The organism is Kerstersia similis (assembly GCF_965139615.1).
Lineage (GTDB): Bacteria > Pseudomonadota > Gammaproteobacteria > Burkholderiales > Burkholderiaceae_B > Kerstersia > Kerstersia similis.
The window spans coordinates 157,893-174,419 of record NZ_CBCSIQ010000002.1 but is presented as its reverse complement, the minus strand read 5'-3'; the positions used below and the strand labels follow the sequence as shown (position 1 = coordinate 174,419).

Annotated in this window: 13 protein-coding genes; 9 read left to right on the top strand and 4 right to left on the bottom strand. The window is 61.5% G+C overall.

Going from position 1 to position 16,527, the window contains the following annotated elements; genetic code table 11:
- Positions 1–71: 71 nt before the first annotated feature.
- From lpdA to aceE, 3 genes are read right to left on the bottom strand one after another with little or no spacing between them, the layout of a single operon-like run.
- Positions 72–1,847 (bottom strand): dihydrolipoyl dehydrogenase, encoded by a 1,776-nt coding sequence (gene lpdA, locus ACNA1V_RS02075; RefSeq protein ID WP_415831921.1) that lies wholly within the window; start codon positions 1,845–1,847, stop codon positions 72–74.
- A gap of 10 nt (positions 1,848–1,857) precedes the next feature.
- Entirely contained in the window at positions 1,858–3,210 is a 1,353-nt protein-coding gene (aceF, locus tag ACNA1V_RS02070; RefSeq protein WP_415831920.1) for a dihydrolipoyllysine-residue acetyltransferase, read from the bottom strand.
- A 14-nt stretch (positions 3,211–3,224) separates the two neighbouring features.
- On the bottom strand, positions 3,225–5,930 hold the full coding sequence (gene aceE / locus ACNA1V_RS02065) for a pyruvate dehydrogenase (acetyl-transferring), homodimeric type (RefSeq protein WP_415831919.1): 2,706 nt from the start codon (positions 5,928–5,930) through the stop codon (positions 3,225–3,227).
- 558 nt (positions 5,931–6,488) lie between these two features.
- Between aceE and ACNA1V_RS02060 the strand changes: the two genes are divergently transcribed.
- The 6 genes from ACNA1V_RS02060 (at position 6,489) to ACNA1V_RS02035 (ending at position 12,973) form a co-directional block, all read left to right on the top strand.
- Positions 6,489–8,243, top strand: coding sequence for a PAS domain-containing sensor histidine kinase (locus ACNA1V_RS02060; RefSeq protein ID WP_415831918.1), 1,755 nt, complete (start codon positions 6,489–6,491; stop codon positions 8,241–8,243).
- The gene (locus ACNA1V_RS02055; protein ID WP_415831917.1) at positions 8,240–8,854 is read left to right on the top strand and encodes a response regulator transcription factor; all 615 of its coding nucleotides are present in this window, start codon (positions 8,240–8,242) and stop codon (positions 8,852–8,854) included. The genes ACNA1V_RS02060 and ACNA1V_RS02055 overlap by 4 nt, the downstream gene beginning before the upstream one ends.
- 12 nt (positions 8,855–8,866) lie before the next feature.
- Positions 8,867–9,733, top strand: a complete 867-nt coding sequence (folD, locus tag ACNA1V_RS02050; RefSeq protein WP_415831916.1) for a bifunctional methylenetetrahydrofolate dehydrogenase/methenyltetrahydrofolate cyclohydrolase FolD — start codon at positions 8,867–8,869, stop codon at positions 9,731–9,733.
- Positions 9,730–11,799, top strand: coding sequence for a M3 family metallopeptidase (locus ACNA1V_RS02045; protein ID WP_415831915.1), 2,070 nt, complete (start codon positions 9,730–9,732; stop codon positions 11,797–11,799). Before folD ends, ACNA1V_RS02045 begins: the two co-directional genes overlap by 4 nt.
- 166 nt (positions 11,800–11,965) lie before the next feature.
- Positions 11,966–12,478, top strand: coding sequence for an RrF2 family transcriptional regulator (locus ACNA1V_RS02040; protein ID WP_415831914.1), 513 nt, complete (start codon positions 11,966–11,968; stop codon positions 12,476–12,478).
- Between the two features lie 30 nt (positions 12,479–12,508).
- On the top strand, positions 12,509–12,973 hold the full coding sequence (locus ACNA1V_RS02035; protein WP_415831913.1) for a carboxymuconolactone decarboxylase family protein: 465 nt from the start codon (positions 12,509–12,511) through the stop codon (positions 12,971–12,973).
- Between the two features lie 197 nt (positions 12,974–13,170).
- On the opposite strand, the gene ACNA1V_RS02030 is transcribed toward ACNA1V_RS02035, so the two are convergent.
- Entirely contained in the window at positions 13,171–14,088 is a 918-nt protein-coding gene (locus ACNA1V_RS02030; protein WP_415831912.1) for a LysR family transcriptional regulator, read from the bottom strand.
- 95 nt (positions 14,089–14,183) lie between these two features.
- Here ACNA1V_RS02030 and wrbA point away from each other — a divergent pair, with 95 nt between their 5' ends.
- From wrbA to ACNA1V_RS02015, 3 genes are all read left to right on the top strand, one after another.
- The gene (gene wrbA, locus ACNA1V_RS02025) at positions 14,184–14,813 is read left to right on the top strand and encodes an NAD(P)H:quinone oxidoreductase (RefSeq protein ID WP_415832024.1); all 630 of its coding nucleotides are present in this window, start codon (positions 14,184–14,186) and stop codon (positions 14,811–14,813) included.
- Entirely contained in the window at positions 14,810–16,012 is a 1,203-nt protein-coding gene (locus ACNA1V_RS02020; protein ID WP_415831911.1) for an MFS transporter, read from the top strand. Before wrbA ends, ACNA1V_RS02020 begins: the two co-directional genes overlap by 4 nt.
- 166 nt (positions 16,013–16,178) lie before the next feature.
- A complete protein-coding gene (locus ACNA1V_RS02015) occupies positions 16,179–16,427 on the top strand; it encodes a GlsB/YeaQ/YmgE family stress response membrane protein (RefSeq protein ID WP_415831910.1) in 249 nt (82 codons plus the stop codon).
- The last annotated feature ends 100 nt before the right edge of the window (positions 16,428–16,527 follow it).

Here is a 16,527-nt window from a genome sequence, read left to right as displayed (position 1 = left end):
ATGCCTCCCTTGCGGGAGGCATTCAAGCGGGTATCGCAACGTACTGATACCCGGCAACAAGCCCGGCAGGCTTACTTCTTGCGTACCGGAGGCAGGTCTGTGCAGTGGCCTTCGGCGGCTTCGGCGGCCATGCCCACCGACTCACCCAACGTCGGGTGCGGGTGGATGGTCTTGCCGATATCGACGCTGTCCGCGCCCATTTCCACCGCCAGCGCCACTTCGCTGATCAAATCGCCCGCATGGGTGCCGACAATGCCGCCGCCCAGAACGCGATGCGTTTCCGCATCGAAAATCAGCTTGGTGAAACCTTCGTCGCGGCCATTGGCAATGGCGCGTCCAGATGCCGCCCAGGGGAATACACCCTTGGTGATCTTTACGCCCTGCTTCTTGGCGTCGTCTTCAGTCAGGCCGACCCATGCCACTTCCGGATCGGTGTAAGCCACCGACGGAATGACGCGAGGCTCGAACGCTGCCTTTTCGCCGGCAATGACTTCCGCTGCCACATGGGCTTCGTGCACTGCCTTGTGCGCCAGCATGGGCTGGCCAACGATATCGCCAATCGCGAAGATGTGCGGTACGTTGGTGCGCATTTGCTCGTCCACGGCAATGAAGCCGTGCTCATCGACCCGCACGCCAGCCTTGTCGGCATCAATGCTCTTGCCATTGGGACGACGGCCAACGGCCTGAAGCACCAGATCGTAGCGTTGCGGTTCGGTCGGCGCGCCCTCGCCTTCGAAGCTGACATAAATGCCGTCTTCGCGGGCTTCGGCCCCCACCGTCTTGGTCTTGAGCCAGATATTGTCGAAACGCGCAGCATTGTGCTTCTGCCAGACTTTGACCATATCGCGGTCAGCGCCTTGCATCAGTCCATCCTGCATTTCGACCACATCCAGGCGTGCGCCCAGTGCGGAGTACACCGTGCCCATTTCCAAGCCGATGATGCCGCCACCGACGATCAGCATTTTCTTCGGCTGGCTGCGCAGTTCCAGCGCGCCAGTGGAGTCCACGACACGAGGATCTTCCGGCAGGAACGGCAGTTTCACCGATTGGCTGCCCGCTGCGATGATGGCATGCTTGAAGCGCACCACCTTTTCACCGCCAGCTGCCAGCGCAACCTTGATGTGATGCGGGTCGGCAAACAGACCGGTGCCCTGCACCACTTCCACCTTGCGCGCCTTGGCCATGCCGGCCAGACCGCCGGTCAGCTTGGCAATGACGCCTTCCTTGAAGCTGCGCAGCTTGTCCAGGTCGATCACCGGTTCGCCGAAGCTGATGCCGTGAGCGGCCTGCGCACGGGCCTCGTCGATGATGGAGGCGCTGTGCAGCAGTGCCTTGGACGGAATGCAGCCCACATTCAGGCAGACGCCGCCCAGCGTGCTGTAGCGTTCGACCAGCGCAACTTTCAAGCCGAGGTCAGCGGCACGGAAAGCGGCGGAATATCCGCCAGGGCCTGCGCCCAGCACCACGACATCAACGTCGATGTCGGCCGAACCGCCAAAGCTGGCGGCTTGCGGCGCGGGAGCTGCTGCCGCTTCAGCCTTGGCAGCCGGCGCCGCTTCGGCCTTGGCAGGCGCAGCAGCCGGCGCTGCAGCCGCCTGGGCGGAGGCACCAGCCTCCACTTCCAGGATCACCGAGCCTTCCTTGACCTTGTCGCCAACATTCACCTTCACCGACTTCACCACGCCGCCTTGCGACGCCGGAATCTCCATCGAAGCCTTGTCAGACTCCACCGTGATTAGGCTTTGCTCGGCTTCGATCGTATCCCCAACCGCAACCATCACCTCGATCACTTCGACACTGTCGAAGTCACCGATGTCCGGTACTTTGATCTCTACGAGTGTGCTCATATCCCAATCCTCACAGAGCGATGCGGCGGAAGTCGGCCAGCAACGTACCCAGATAGGCGTTGAAGCGGGCGGCGGCAGCACCGTCGATGACGCGGTGGTCATAAGACAGCGACAGCGGCAGCGTCAGGCGCGGCACGAACTGCTTGCCGTCCCAAACCGGCTTCTGGTACGAACGGGAGGCCCCGAGGATAGCGACTTCAGGCGCATTGATGATAGGCGTGAAGTGCGTGCCGCCAATGCCGCCCAGCGACGAAATGGAGAAGCAGCCGCCTTGCATTTCGGAGGGCGACAGCTTGCCGTCGCGAGCCTTCTTGGCCAGCTCGGACATTTCCTTGGCCAGTTCGACGATACCCTTCTTGTCAGCATCGCGAATGACCGGCACGACCAGCCCGTTGGGCGTATCAGCAGCAAAGCCGATGTGGTAGTACTGCTTGAGCACCAGGGTGTCGCCATCCAGGGAGGCGTTGAACTCGGGGAATTTCTTCAGCGCGGCAACCACGGCCTTGATCAGGAACGCCAGCATGGTGAACTTCACACCCGCCTTTTCGTATTCCTTGTTCAGGGTCACGCGCAGCGCTTCCAGTTCCGTGATATCCACTTCGTCATTATTGGTGACGTGCGGGATCATGACCCAGTTGCGATGCAGGTTGGCACCAGAAATCTTCTTGATGCGCGACAGCGGCTTGGCTTCGATCGGGCCGAACTTGGTGAAGTCCACCTTCGGCCAGGGCAACAGGCCCAGGGCGGCGCCATCGGCGCTACCAGCGGCAGCCGCGCCTTGCGACACGACCCCAGCGGACAGCGCCTGTTTCACGAACTGGCGCACATCCTCATGGGTAACGCGATGCTTCGCGCCACTGCCCTTCACCTTGAGCAGGTCCACCCCCAGTTCACGGGCGAATTTACGCACCGAAGGCGAGGCATGAGCCAGCTTGTTGCCCGACAGATCGGCAGGCGCCAAGGCAGCGGTAGGTGTCGGTTTTTCCGAGCTGGGAGCCGGTGCGGCGGCAGGCGCAGCTTCCGCCTTGGGCGCCGCCGGCGCCTCGACAGCCGCAGCGGCCTTGGGTTCAGGAGCAGCGGCCGCTTCGGCCTTGGCAGGCGCAGCAGCCGCCTGGGCGGAGGCACCAGCCTCCACTTCCAGGATCACCGAGCCTTCCTTGACCTTGTCGCCAACATTCACCTTCACCGACTTCACCACGCCGCCTTGCGACGCCGGAATCTCCATCGAAGCCTTGTCAGACTCCACCGTGATCAGGCTTTGCTCGGCTTCGATCGTGTCCCCAACCGCAACCATCACCTCGATCACTTCGACACTGTCGAAGTCACCGATGTCCGGTACTTTGATCTCTACGAGTGTGCTCATGTTCTATGTCCCCTTTACGCGTACTGCGGGTTGGCCTTGTTCGGGTTGATGCCGTACTTCTTGATGGCTTCGGCCACCTTGGCGCGCGGCAGCTTGCCTTCGTCGGCCAGCGATTTGAGCGCAGCCAGGACGATGAAGTGGCGATCAACCTCGAAGTGCTCACGCAGCTTGTAGCGATAGTCCGAACGGCCATAGCCATCGGTGCCCAGCACGTGATAGCGGCGGCCTTCCGGCACAAACGGACGGATCTGGTCGGCGAACATCTTGATATAGTCCGTCGATGCCACGATCGGGCCTTCGCTTTGTTCCAGCAGCTGGGTCACGTAAGGCTTGGGTGCCTCGGCTTCCGGGTTCAGCAGCGCCTGGCGCTCTGCATCCAGGCCGTCGCGGCGCAGTTCGGTAAAGCTGGTAACGCTCCAGACGTCGGCGGCAACACCCCAGTCTTCGCGCAGTAGATCCTGGGCAGCCAGCGATTCGCGCAGAATGGTGCCGGAACCCAGCAACTGCACGCGCAGCTTGCCTTCGCCGCCTTCCTTCAGGCGATACATGCCGCGGATGATGCCTTCCACATCATTCTCGTTCAGGCCGGGCTGAGCGTAGTTCTCGTTCATCACCGTGATGTAGTAGAAGACGTTTTCCTGGTCTTCCACCATGCGCTTGAGACCGCGCTGGATGATGACGGCAAGTTCGTGGGCGAAGGTAGGGTCATACGACACGCAGTTCGGAATCAGGGCCGACTGGATGTGGCTGTGGCCGTCTTCGTGTTGCAGGCCTTCGCCGTTGAGCGTCGTGCGGCCGGCAGTGCCGCCCAGCAGGAAGCCGCGAGCCTGCATATCGCCCGCTGCCCAGGCCAGATCGCCGATGCGCTGGAAACCGAACATCGAGTAATAGATGTAGAACGGGATCATGACGCGGTTGTTCGTCGAGTACGACGTCGCCGCGGCGATCCAGGAGCTGAACGCGCCTGCTTCGTTGATCCCTTCCTGCAGCAGTTGGCCGTTGGCGGCTTCCTTGTAGTACATCACCTGGTCTTTATCGACCGGCACGTACTTCTGGCCTTCCGGTGCATAGATACCGATCTGGCGGAACAGGCCTTCCATACCGAAGGTACGGGACTCATCGGCCAGGATGGGAACCACACGCGGCGCCAGGGTCTTGTCGCGCAAGATCTGGTTGAGAATACGCACGAAGGCTTGCGTGGTCGAAATTTCGCGGCCTTCGGCGGTCGGCTCCAGGACAGCCTTGAAGGTGTCCAGTGCCGGTACCGGCAGCTTTTCGTCAGAAACACGGCGGCGCTTGGGCAGGTAGCCGCCCAACTCGGCGCGGCGCTCCTGCAGGTACTTCATTTCCGCGGATTCTTCCGCAGGCTTGAAGTACGGCAGCTCTTCCAGCTTGTCGTCCGGCACCGGAATGTTGAAGCGATCACGGAATTCGCGGATGGCGTCCAGATCCAGCTTCTTCTTCTGGTGGGTCGGGTTCTTGGCCTGGCCGTCATGACCCAGGCCATAGCCCTTGATGGTCTTGGCCAGAATCACCGTCGGCTGGCCGCCATGTTCGGTGGCCGACTTGAAGGCGGCATAAACCTTGTGCGGATCGTGACCGCCACGGTTCAGGCGCCAGACATCGTTGTCGCTCATGCGGGCGACCATTTCCAGCAGCTTGGGGTGCTTGGCAAAGAAGTTTTCGCGCACGAACTTGCCGTCGTTGGCCTTGTAGGCCTGGTATTCACCATCAACGGTTTCTTCCATGATCTTGCGCAGGATACCTTCTTTGTCGCGCGCCAGCAGCGGATCCCAGTAGCCGCCCCAGATCAGCTTGATGACGTTCCAGCCCGCGCCACGGAAGTCGCCTTCCAGTTCCTGAATAATCTTGCCGTTGCCACGCACCGGGCCGTCCAGGCGCTGCAGGTTGCAGTTGATGACGAAAATCAGGTTGTCGAGCTTCTCACGGGCAGCCAGGCTGATCGCGCCCTTGGATTCCGGCTCGTCCATTTCGCCGTCGCCGCAGAATACCCAGACCTTGCGCTTGCTGGTGTCGGCTATGCCGCGAGCATGCAGATACTTCAGGAAACGTGCCTGGTAAATCGCCATCAAGGGTCCCAGGCCCATGGACACCGTCGGGAATTGCCAGAATTCCGGCATCAGCTTCGGGTGCGGGTAAGACGATAGGCCTTTGCCATCGACTTCCTGGCGGAAGTTGTCCAGCTGCTCTTCGGTCAGGCGGCCCTCCAGATAGGCACGGGCATAGATACCAGGCGACGAGTGGCCCTGGAAGTACACCAGGTCGCCACCGTGGTCTTCGGTTTCGCCGTGCCAGAAATGGTTCTGGCCGGTACCAATCATGGTAGCCAGCGAAGCAAACGATGCCAGGTGGCCGCCCAGGTCGCCACCATCGGGCGGCGTGTGACGGTTGGCCTTCACGACCATGGCCATGGCGTTCCAGCGCACATAGGCGCGGATGCGGGCCTCGAGCTCCAGATTGCCCGGATGGCCGGGCTGCAGGGCTTCCGGAATCGTATTGACGTATGCGGTGTTAGGCGAGAAAGGAATATGGGCGCCCGAGCGGCGCGCCTGGTCAATCAGGCGTTCAATCAGGAAGTGGGCGCGCTCCGGCCCCTCCTGTTCCAATACCGCGGCCAGGGCATCCAGCCATTCCTGGGTTTCAAGGCTGTCGATGTCTTGCGCCGTCGAGCTTTGATCGACGTTCTCTTGTGCGGACATAAGGTGTCTCCTTATCTTCGGATGGACGGGCGAAGCCGGAAACTCCCGGCTTGATCCAGTTTCTGCGCTGCTTTGCCCAGGCTCCCAGCCTTGGCTGGATGTCTCGGCCACACTATCTGTCATGGGGTCCGGCACGCAGCGCTGGGCCGCGGCGCCGATACTGCATGCGCGCTGCCGGTCAGGTTGTCCTGCGCCGGCGGAAACAGGCAAGCATTTACATGATAGTTAGAGGGGCTTCCCTTTCGTAACCTAGCATAACGTTATCGCAAACGCATTCTAGGAAAGACACTGTGAGGGGGCAAGCGATTTTTCACGAAGCGAGATTATATTTCATAATATAAAAAATGGAACGCGTGTCCAGTCGTTTGCCTTGATATGGATCAGCGACACTCAAGACCTCGACACACACGCCTTACCGTCCGGGGAGGCTTGCCTGAATCCAAGGCGGAGTCATACCGCCACTGACGGATTCCATACCGGCGATGCATTTCATGCCAGATTCCCTGCGCGGCCGCAGGCTCGTGTTCTAAAATGCCCGCGAATCGGAAAAAAGAGACAATGGCCAGTACGCCCAAACCTTCCATCACGACCCAGTTCCACGATCATGCGCGCACCCGGCGGCGCGGCTGGTACTGGCTGACGCCCGTCCTCGTGCTGGGGCTCTATCTTTGCGTGATGGGCGCCTTCTTCTGGCTGCAGCATCTGCGCGATGACAGCGTGATGTTCGTCACCATCGACCAGGAAATCCGCCAGCAGCGGCTGTTGTGGGTGGTCATCGGTCTGTCCATCGTCATTATCATCAGCCTCTTGGCACTCTGGCGCTACACCCGTTACCGCTGGAATGCCGAAGCGGCCCTGATTGCGGAAACCAGTTTTCGCCGGGCCATGGAAAACTCCATGTCCACTGGCATGCGCGTGATTGACATGGATGGCCGCATTGCTTATGTCAACCCGGCTTTCTGTCGCATGATAGGCTGGAACGAAGCCGACCTGGTCGGCCGCCGTCCGCCCTTCCCCTATTGGGTGCCCGGGCGCTTTGAAGCGCACCAGCACACCATGGACCTGGTATTGTCAGGCAATACGCCCAGCAGCGGCCTGGAAGTCGAGGCCCAGCGGCGCGACGGCTCCCGCTTCACGGCACGCATGTATGTTTCGCCGCTGCTGGATCCGGACAGCAAGCAGATCGGCTGGATGACCTCGATGACGGACATCACCGAACCCAAGCGCATCCGGGAAGCGCTGACCGCCGCCCACGAACGCTTCATGACCGTGCTGGAAGGCCTGGACGATGCCATTTCCGTGACTTCCGACAAACAGGAAGGCATGGAGCTGTTGTTTGCCAATCGTACCTATCGCCGCGTTTTCGGCGCGCATGCCACGGGCCACGAGGAATTGCTGGGCGGCCGGCGCGGCCGCTATACCGACGAATCCATCGAGATTTTTTCGCAATCGGCACAGCGTTGGTTCGAAGTGCGCCACCGCATCCTGGCCTGGACCGACGGCCGCAAGGTACGCCTGCAGGTTGCGCGCGACATTACCGAACGGCGTGACCATGAAGAAGCATCGCGCGTGCAGCGTGAAAAAATCCAGTTGACCAGCCGCCTGACCACCATGGGTGAAATGGCGTCGTCACTGGCGCATGAATTGAACCAGCCCCTGACGGCCATTACCAATTACAGTATGGGCGCCGTCGCCATGGTGCGCGCAGGCCGCACCGACCCCGACTCCCTGCTGCCCGCTCTGGAAAAAGCAGCCATGCAGGCCGAGCGCGCCGGCAAGATCATCAGCCGCATCCGCGAATTCGTGAAACGCAGCGAACCGCGCCGCCAGAGCGTTTCGATGCTTGGTATCCTGGAAAACGCCGTGGCTTTCGCCGATATCGACGCCCGCAAACGTCGTATCAGCATTGTTCAGGATATCGAGCGGGACTTGCCGAATGTCCTGGCCGACCCCATCTTGATTGAACAGGTGCTGCTCAACCTGTTGAAGAATGGCCTGGAAGCCATGGAAAACAGCGATATCGACATCCTGCGCGTGGAATTGCGCCGGGAAGGCTCGCTGGTTGGCGTATCCGTCATCGACGCAGGCCATGGCCTGGCCGACCCGCAGCGCCTGTTTGAACCGTTTTTCAGCACCAAGTCCGAAGGTCTGGGCATGGGGCTTAACATCTGTCGCACAATAATAGAGTCTCACCACGGCAGGCTTTGGGCACAGCCCAATCCTACCGGAGGTACCATATTCAGGTTCACCCTGCCCTGCGCTGCGCCGGAAACGGTCAGGCCAGAGGCTAAGTCCGAGGAGAAGCACGCATGAGCACCCCCCAAAACGCCGGCATGGTTTATATCGTTGATGACGACGAAGCAGTACGCGATTCGTTGCGCTGGCTGCTGGAGGCCAATGGCTATCGCGTGACAGCCTTCGATAACGCCGAAGTCTTTCTGTCGCAGTACGACCCAGGGCAACTGGCGGTACTGATTGCCGATGTGCGCATGCCAGGCATGAGCGGCCTGGAGCTGCAAGAACAATTGCTGGCGCGCAAGGCTCCGATTCCCATCATCTTCATCACCGGCCACGGCGACGTTCCCATGGCAGTGGCTAGCATGAAGAAAGGCGCGGCCGACTTCCTCGAAAAGCCCTTCAATGAATCCGACCTGCGTCAGATCGTGGGCCGCATGCTGGATCAGGCTGCCGAGCGCCATGACCAGGTTCAGACCCGGCGCAACCGCGAAGCCATGCTGGGCCGCCTCACCGCGCGCGAACAGCAGGTGCTGGAACGCATCGTGGCCGGCCGCCTGAACAAGCAGATCGCCGACGATCTGGGCATCAGCATCAAGACCGTTGAGGCGCACCGCGCCAACATCATGGAAAAACTTCAAGTAACCACTGTGGCCGACCTCATGAAGGTGGCCCTGAACAACAATTAACGGATAGTCCCAATGACCGCACGCATTATCAATGGCTCCGCCCTGGCCCAACAGATCCGGGAAGAAGCCGCCGTCCGCGCCGCCAGCCTGACCGCCGCCGGCGTCAAGCCGGGTCTGGCTGTTGTCCTGGTCGGAGAGGATCCGGCCTCCCAGGTCTATGTCCGCAACAAGGTCGCGGCCTGCGAGAAAGCCGGTTTTCACTCGGTCATGGAACGCTATCCGGCTGACCTGAGCCAGGCAGAGTTGCTGGAACGTGTGCGTGCGCTGAATGCTGACCCAGCCGTTCATGGCATTCTTGTGCAACTGCCCTTGCCCAAGCATATCGACGCGCACACAGTCATTGAAACCATCGCCCCGGAAAAGGACGTCGATGGTTTTCATATTGCCAATGCCGGCCTGCTGATGACCGGCAAGCCGCTATTCCGCCCCTGCACGCCCTATGGCGTCATGAAGATGCTGGCCCACGAGAATGTCGCGCTGCGCGGCGCGGAAGCGGTCATCGTCGGCGCCAGCAATATCGTGGGCAAGCCCATGGCCATGCTGCTGCTGGCCGAAGGCGCGACCGTCACTCTGTGCAACTCCAAGACCCGTGATCTGGCAGCGCATACGCGCCGTGCCGATGTTCTGGTCGTGGCCACGGGACGCCCCGGCATCGTGACCGGCGACATGGTCAAACCCGGTGCAGTCGTGATTGATGTCGGTATCAATCGTGGCGCCGACGGCAAGCTGTGCGGCGACGTGGACTTTGCATCGGCCAGTGAGGTCGCCGGCGCCATTACGCCAGTTCCTGGCGGTGTCGGCCCCATGACGATCGCCATGCTGCTCGTCAACACCATAGAAGCCGCAGAACGCCAGTTGCAGGAGCAAAGCAAGGCATGAGTGTGAATCCCGCGCTGGACAATAACCCCCTGATGGTGCCGGTTTCGGCGCATATCGACTACGCCGCCATTACCCCGGCACATATCGCGCCGGCAATAGATGCCTTGCTGGAAAACGCCAGACAGGCTGTCGAGCAGGCGGCCTCGCCTGCGCTGCCCGCCACCTGGGAGGCCGTCGTCCTGCCCCTGGAGCTGGCGTCTGAGCAGCTGTGGCGTGCCTGGTCTGTCGTCGGCCACCTGAACTCGGTGGTCAACACACCGGAATTGCGTGCCGCCTACAACGAGATGCTGCCCAAGGTCAGCGAGTTTTCGACCTGGGTGGGCCTGCATGAAGGTCTCTACAAGCAGTATCTGCGGCTGCAGCATGCCGGCGGCTGGAGCCCCGCACGCCTGCGTGTGCTTGAACTGGCCCTGCGTGACTTCCGTCTGAGCGGCGTCGCGCTGGAGGGCGAAGCACGCGAGCGTTATGCCCGCAATGCCGAGCAGCAAGCCCAGGTCTCGCAGAAATTTTCCGAGAATGTGCTGGACGCCATCGATGCATGGGCCTTGTATGTCGAAGATGAAGCCCAGCTTGACGGCCTGCCTGATGATGTCCGCCAGGCCGCCCGAAATGCCGCCCAGGAAGAAGGCAAAACCGGCTGGAAGCTCACGCTGAAGATGCCCTGCTATCTGCCCGTCATGCAGTATGCCCGTGATCGCTCCCTGCGCGAGACGCTGTACCGAGGCTACGCTACCGTGGCCTCGGAAAACGGCGATGCGCGCTTCGACAACGGGCCGCAGATCGAACAGCTGCTGGCCTTGCGGGCCGAGGAAGCGCAGTTGCTGGGCTATACGGATTTTGCCACCCTGCGCCTGGAAACCCGCATGGCCGACAGCGCCGAGCAGGTGACGGAATTCCTGCGCACGCTGGCCCAACGTGCACGGCCTTATGCCGAAAGCGACCTGGCAGCCCTGCAAGCCTTCGCCCGCGCTGAACTGGCGCTCGATCCGCTGGCCCCCTGGGATGTGCCGTTTGCTGCGGAACGTTTGCGCGAACAGCGTTACGCCTATTCCGACGATACGGTAAAACGCTATTTCACGCTGCCACGGGTACTGGAAGGCCTGTTCGGCGTCGCAAACTCGCTATTTGGCGTCAAGCTGACGCCCGCCGAGCTGCCGGGCTGGCATCCGGACGTCCGCAGTTTTGCCGTGACGCAGGCCGATGGCAAGATTCTGGGGCACCTGCATATGGATCTGTATGCCCGTGCCGGCAAACAAGGTGGCGCCTGGGTCGATGGCGAGCGCAACCGCCGCCTGAGCGAGACGGGCGTCCAGACACCGGTCGCCTATCTGATCTGCAACTTTGCCAGCCCGCAAGATGGCCGCCCTGCCTTGCTGACGCATGATGATGTCATCACCCTGTTCCATGAAAGCGGCCATGCCTTGCATGCCCTGCTGTCGGAAGTGGATGAGCCTGCATTGTCGGCTTTCTCTGCGGTGGAGTGGGACGCCATCGAACTGCCATCTCAGTTCATGGAAAATTTCTGCTGGGAGTGGGAGGTTGTGCAAGGCCTGTCGGCGCACGTGGAGACGGGTGAGCCCTTGCCACGCGAATTGTTTGACAAGCTGCTGGCAGCCCGCAACTTCCAGGGTGGCATGCAAATGCTGCGGCAGATCGAATTCTCGCTTTTTGACATGCTGCTGCACCAGCAAGTGCGCCCCATGGTAATGGCGGAAGTGCTGACCGTGCTCGACAAGGTACGCCAGGAGGTTGCCGTCCTGTACCCGCCTGCCTGGCACCGTTTCCCCAATAGCTTTTCGCACTTGTTTGCGGGGGGCTACGGCGCAGGCTATTACAGCTACAAATGGGCCGAGGTATTGTCGGCAGACGCCTATGCCGCGTTTGAGGAAGCAGCACAGGCTGGCAATGGCTCTACGCTGGATGCCGCCACGGGCGCCCGATTCCGCAAGGAAATCCTGGCCGTGGGCGGTGAACGTCCGGCAGCAGAATCCTTCCGCGCCTTCCGTGCGCGCGATGCCAGCATGGATGCCCTGCTGCGCCATAGCGGCATGGATGGCCAGCCCTGACAGACCCTGACAGGACATGAACGGCATGCAGCCAGGCCTGCATGCCGTTTTTTTTATCCGTGCCACGCAGCCGGCGCCGGCCAGCTAGGCTGGGCCAGGTTTCATAGTTTTGCCCATTTTCCTTTAATCATGGATAAAATATATCCATGATTAAAGGAAAAACGTCATGAAGCTCAGCGACGGCGTGGAACAGGCCATACACAGTGTGACCCTGCTGGCGGGACTTTCCCCCGCAGGCTTGCTCTCGGCTGCGGCCCTGGCCGAATACCACGGGGTATCGCCCAGCTATCTACTCAAGCATCTGCAGGCGCTTTCCGCTGCCGGTATTCTCCAGACCCTGCCTGGCCCCAAGGGCGGCTATCGGCTCGGCCGCGCTCCGGCAGAGATTTCGCTATTGGATATCGTCCTGGCCGTGGAAGGCGCCGGGCCGGCCTTTCGCTGCCAGGAAATACGTCGCCGCGGCCCCAATCCCCTGCCGCCGGATTGCGCCATGCTTGCCGGCCCCTGCCGCATCAACACCGCCATGCAACGCGCCGAACAGGCCTATCGCGCCGAACTCAGATCCGTCAGCATCGCCAGCATTATTGCCGACGTCAGCGCGCGCGACGACGGCGCCATCGCCAAACGCAGTGGCTCGTTCCTACAGGCGCACGAGCGCATTCCCATCCAGAAAGCCTGACCCCTTGCCTTTTCTTCCCAGGAGTACGCCATGCAAAACCGCTTCAATTTCGCCAAAGCCGCACCCGACGCCTACCAGGCGCTTTCCTCCGTTTCGCAATATCTGACCGAGGAATCCGGCTTGGCGCCTGATCTCATCCACCTGATCAATCTGCGAGCATCCCAAATCAATGGATGCGCGTTTTGCGTGGACATGCACGTCAAGGAAGCGCGTCATGACGGCTTCAGCGAGCAGAAAATCCACCTGGTCAGCGTCTGGCGCGAATCGCCGGTTTTCGACGAGCGCGAACGCGCCGTACTGGGCTGGACGGAGTCCTTGACGCTGGTATCGCAGACCCATGCCCCGGATGCAGCCTATGACGCATTGCGCGCCTTTTTTACAGAAGCGGAGATGACCAAGCTCACGCTGGCGATCGGCGTCATCAATGCCTGGAATCGCCTGTGTGTAGGGTTCCGCGCCCTGCCCGCCATCGACGCCAGCCCCTCGCCGGCCTGATCAGACCGCGTGCGTTCAAACCACAGCCTTGAGTCGAGCCGGCAAGCCCATGGCCCGGCCCGCCGGCTCGAGACCATCCGTCACGCATCACCCAATGATGGCGGTCTTCGCTCCGCCACACACGACAGAACCGGCCTTGTCGCGGCCTGCCAGTCTCGTGCTACCGCATGACAGGCCTGACAGACAATGCGACGGCTTCAAACTTTGTCCTGCCGCACCAGGCTGAGCAGGGTTTCAGCCAGGAACCTTGCTATCGGGCCATGGGGCTGGTCCAGCCGCCGTGCCAGATAACTTTCCAGAACCCCCTCACCCTGCCGCCCCAGCGCATCCGTCCTGATACGCACCAGTTTGCCTTCCTGCAATTCCGGCTCGACCAGCCAGAGGGGCAACCTCCCCCAGCCGACGCCTGCCCTGATCAAGGCATGTTTGGCTTCCTGGGTCGTGACCCGGCAGGTTCTTGGCGACAACACCCCGAAAGTCCGGCCAGCCGATAGCAAGGTGGGATCTTCCAGCACGATCTGCATATGCTCGGCCAATTCCGCCAGACCCAGCAGGCGGCCAGTCTCCACCATCGCCAACGGGTGATCTGCCGCGGCCACGACCACCTGTACGACAGGGGCCAACGCTTCCAGGCTGATACGTGGCTCGCGGAAATCCTCACCCACCATAATGGCCAGGTTGCAGCGCCGCTCTATCAGCGCCTGGGCCGGGTAGCCGAGGGGTTCAACAGCCACGCGTAGCGCCACCGTCGGATATCTGGCATGGACGACCCTGAGCGCGTGACCCACGACATCCAATGGAAACAGGGTATCGACCACCAGTGCCAGTTCATGCTCCAAGCCTGCGCCGAAACCACGCGCACGAGCGCGCATGGTGTCCACCCTGAGCAGCAGGTCCTGGGCATCGGCCAGCAGAGCCTGCCCTTCTTGCGTCAGTACCGGCCGATGCCCGCTGCGGTCGAATAACGGCACGCCCAACTGCGCTTCCAGATTGGCAATGCTCGTGCTGACCGCCGATTGCACGCGAGCCAGGTTTTGGGCTGCAGCCCGAAACCCGCCGCAATCCGCCACAGCCACGAATGTGCGGATCTGGTCCAGAGTGAGAGGATCTATCATTATCTAAATAAACGATCAAAACTATCAATTTATATCGCTATGATAGATCGAATGGGCTGCCTAGAATAGTTGGAACCTTTCCACAAGGAGCCATGATGGCCAAGGTACTCATCCTCTATTACTCATCTTACGGACATATCGAAACCATGGCGCAGGCCGTCGCCCAGGGCGTCAGTGAAACACCCGCCGCCGTCACGCTGCTGCGGGTACCTGAACTGGTGCCGCCCGCAGTGGCGCAAGCCGCCGGCTACCGGATGCCACAGCATGAGGAAATCGCTGATGTCGCCGAACTGGCTGACTACGATGCCATCATCATCGGCACGCCGACACGCTTTGGCAACATGGCTGCGCAGATGAAAAACTTCCTCGACTGCACCGGCAGCCTCTGGGCGCAAGACCTGCTGGTCGGCAAGGTAGGTAGCGCCTTTACCTCCACCGGCAGTCAGCATGGCGGGCAGGAAACCACCTTGCAGTCCACCCATACCGTCCTGCTGCACCTGGGCATGATTGTTGTCGGCCTGCCATACAGCTTCAAAGGGCAATTGCGTATGGACGAAATCACCGGCGGCTCACCCTATGGCGCCACGACACTCGCCGACGATGCCCAAGGCAACTACCGGCACCCTGGCGAGAACGAGTTGGCCGGCGCCCGCTTCCAGGGCCGGCACGTTGCGCAAATCGCCCTGGCGCTTGAAGCAGGACGCCAGGGCGGAGCCCGGCCATGACCCAATCGGCCCAACAGTTGGCAGCCGCTCCGGCAACGCCCTGGATGGCCGTGGGCGTCGTCGTAACAGCAGGCATCGTCGGCGCCTTGCAAGTTGGCAAGGCCGTCATTGCAGCGCCACTATTGCAGGCGGACCTGCACCTGGGCCTGGCGGCCATCGGCAGGCTGGTAGGCGTTTTTGCGCTGCTTGGCCTGATCGGCGGCCTGTTCGCTGGCGCCTGGACGGGCCGCATGGGTGCACGCCGGGTGCTGCGCCTGGGCCTGCTGATCGTTCTGGCAGGCGGTGTCCTGGGCGCTTTGTCGCGCGGGTATGAGGAACTGCTGTGGACACGCGTCATCGAAGGCGCTGGCTTCCTCCTGATCACGGTAGCCGCCCCATCCATCCTGGGCTCCCTTGCCACGCCACCCCGGCGCAATGTGGTGATGGCCTTATGGAGTTGCTTCATGCCTGCCGGCATGGCGCTGGCAATGCTGGCAGGCCCCTGGTTCGAAACCTGGCGCGACTTGTGGTGGGCCTGCGCCGCCATGGCCGTCCTGGCGGTGGGCGCGGTGTTCATCGCGGTCCCCGATACCGGCGTGCGTCGCCGGCAATCCTGGCGGCAACTGGCCGCCGATGCCCTGGACACGCTGACAGCGCGCGCTCCGTTGCTGATCGCCGCGATCTTCGGCCTTTACTGCCTGATGTTTTTCGCCTTGTTCAGTTTTCTGCCGGTGCTGCTCATGGAACGCATGAGTGTCACTCATCAGGGCGCAGGAGAGTTGAGTGCGCTGGCCATCGCCGCCAGTATCCTGGGCAATCTGGGCGCAGGCCTGTTGTTGTCAAAAGGCATGTCCCGCGCCCTGATACTGGCCGGCGCCAGTTTGGCCATGGGTATCTGCGGGCTGGGCATTTTCATGGATATCCTGCCTGGCACACCCGCATTCCTGCTGTGCATCGTCTATGCGGCGGCTGGCGGCCTGATTCCGGCGACACTGCTGTCGGCGGCTCCTTTGGCGGCTCGCACCAGCGCCCTGGTGCCCCTGGTCATGGGCCTGACGATGCAGGGCAACAACCTGGGGCAGATCGTCGGCCCGATGATTGTCGGCAGCGCCGTCCAGTACTGGAACTGGTCGGCTGCCGCCGTGGTGATAGCCAGCGCTACCGTCGTCGTCGCGCTCCTTGCAAAACCGGCCATGCATATGCCATCTCGCTTGCCGTAGCGCTGCCCGCGTTGCGCAGCCGCCGTGACGGCCACTGCTCACACACGTTTACATGCCCACCGCTGGAGAAGGTATCCAGTCACAAAAGCGATGATTCCTGACTGTTATGATTTGCATCAGGGTTGCCACCCCTGGCAAACCATCCAGCACGAGACAGGAGAATTGCATGGATTTCATTATCATGATCGTGGTCGGTTTCATCGTTGGCCTTATCGCCCGCGCCATCATGCCCGGCAAGCAGGATATGGGCATCATCATGACCGCCATTCTTGGTATTGTTGGTTCTGTCGTCGGTGGTTTCCTGGCGCGCAGCCTGGGTCTTCTTGCCGCTGGCCAGGCGGCCGGCTGGATCGCCTCGATCATCGGCGCCATCGTCGTTCTGTTCATTTATGGCCTCGTAACAAAAAACAAATAAAACTGCCTTCGCCCTGACCCGAATAAGGCACGGCAGGGAGGCCGAAAAAAGCCCGACGGTGACATACCGCCGGGCTTTTCATATGGGCAACAGAAAGAAT

Coding starts and splice junctions, on each gene's coding strand:
- ACNA1V_RS02040 (WP_415831914.1), top strand. CDS start 11,966: ATGAAGCTCAGCGACGGCGTGGAACAGGCCATACACAGTGTGACCCTG.
- lpdA (WP_415831921.1), bottom strand. CDS start 1,847: ATGAGCACACTCGTAGAGATCAAAGTACCGGACATCGGTGACTTCGAC.
- ACNA1V_RS02055 (WP_415831917.1), top strand. CDS start 8,240: ATGAGCACCCCCCAAAACGCCGGCATGGTTTATATCGTTGATGACGAC.
- ACNA1V_RS02015 (WP_415831910.1), top strand. CDS start 16,179: ATGGATTTCATTATCATGATCGTGGTCGGTTTCATCGTTGGCCTTATC.
- wrbA (WP_415832024.1), top strand. CDS start 14,184: ATGGCCAAGGTACTCATCCTCTATTACTCATCTTACGGACATATCGAA.
- folD (WP_415831916.1), top strand. CDS start 8,867: ATGACCGCACGCATTATCAATGGCTCCGCCCTGGCCCAACAGATCCGG.
- ACNA1V_RS02020 (WP_415831911.1), top strand. CDS start 14,810: ATGACCCAATCGGCCCAACAGTTGGCAGCCGCTCCGGCAACGCCCTGG.
- aceE (WP_415831919.1), bottom strand. CDS start 5,930: ATGTCCGCACAAGAGAACGTCGATCAAAGCTCGACGGCGCAAGACATC.
- ACNA1V_RS02060 (WP_415831918.1), top strand. CDS start 6,489: ATGGCCAGTACGCCCAAACCTTCCATCACGACCCAGTTCCACGATCAT.
- ACNA1V_RS02045 (WP_415831915.1), top strand. CDS start 9,730: ATGAGTGTGAATCCCGCGCTGGACAATAACCCCCTGATGGTGCCGGTT.
- ACNA1V_RS02035 (WP_415831913.1), top strand. CDS start 12,509: ATGCAAAACCGCTTCAATTTCGCCAAAGCCGCACCCGACGCCTACCAG.
- aceF (WP_415831920.1), bottom strand. CDS start 3,210: ATGAGCACACTCGTAGAGATCAAAGTACCGGACATCGGTGACTTCGAC.
- ACNA1V_RS02030 (WP_415831912.1), bottom strand. CDS start 14,088: ATGATAGATCCTCTCACTCTGGACCAGATCCGCACATTCGTGGCTGTG.